The sequence below is a fragment of the Merdimmobilis hominis genome, assembly GCF_016901855.1.
GTDB lineage: Bacteria > Bacillota > Clostridia > Oscillospirales > Ruminococcaceae > Paludihabitans.
On sequence record NZ_JACJKY010000054.1, the window covers coordinates 1 to 1,074 of the forward strand.

Genomic DNA, 1,074 nt, shown 5'->3' on the forward strand with positions numbered 1-1,074 from the left:
TCCTTGTCGTTTGGTAACGTGTTCGTTTTTACTGTGTCAAATGTAAAAGCTTCCGAAGCTCGGCGCCGTTTCCGATTTGCTGTTTGTCGAGAACGCACAGTGTGCGGTAAGGATCAGACTCCACTATACGTTCACCGTCCTCATCATAATAATATCGAGGTTCAAACTCTATAAACAGGTATCGATCATCGCCTCGGACAAACGAATAAAGACAGCCATATTCCTCATAAAATGAACATTTTTCGATCAGCTGATTCGTTTTTCGATCATAAATGTGCAGAATACTTTTTTCCATGTCTTCTTTCTTTGCTCGAATACCAGGAACAATAAAGCGATAATAATAGGAATCATCTGCCGTTATGCTTCCGCACAGACCATAAGAATCAATATCCGTTTTAGGCAGATCAAGACGCTCTTTTTCCTTTCCATCTTTATCGAGCCAGAAAAACGAAAAATCCTGAACAGTTGTTTGATTATTTGCAGTAACTCCATCTAAAGCGAGGATTCCCTCATCTGAAATATACAGTGGCATCAACTCGTTCAACTCACCATCATCTCTCACTTCCATCTGTCCAACAGAAATTGGAGGAGCAGAAAGATCGCTCAGATTATAACGAAACATTTCAATTACAGGCTGTGTGTTGTTGCGCGTGATATTGATATAAATAGAATTTCCATGTGCATTTCTGATCATGTAATCTTGTTCGGAAGTTGTTTTCAAAATCAGTTCGTTTTCTTCTTTATCCGTCAGAGAATACCGTCTTACACCGTCAAAATCGTTTGCGTAGTAATATCCGCGGTGGATAAATCCACCCATTAAGCTCATTCCGACATAGCGCACCTCATCTTTACTGGAACCATCCAATGAGATTTTATAAAGTGTATAGGATTCTAACTCATTTGTTTCTGTTGTTGTACCTTCGCGCGGTTCTGATACATAGAGCGCACCCTGATACATCCAGAGTCCTTGCGAGCGGGTGCGCGCTGCACACTGTGCGTTGTCATGCTTGCAGTTCGGCTTGCTGCAAAACGGTACACAGTTGAGTGTTTGTTTGTCAATGATATAGATTGTTC

1 protein-coding gene is annotated in these 1,074 nt (G+C 41.2%); it reads right to left on the minus strand.

The genetic code is table 11. The features are described 5' to 3' along the window. Window positions 1–28 precede the first annotated feature (28 nt). Window positions 29–1,074: hypothetical protein (locus H6A12_RS12990; protein WP_345941259.1), on the minus strand; the 1,046-nt coding region annotated here is incomplete at its 5' end.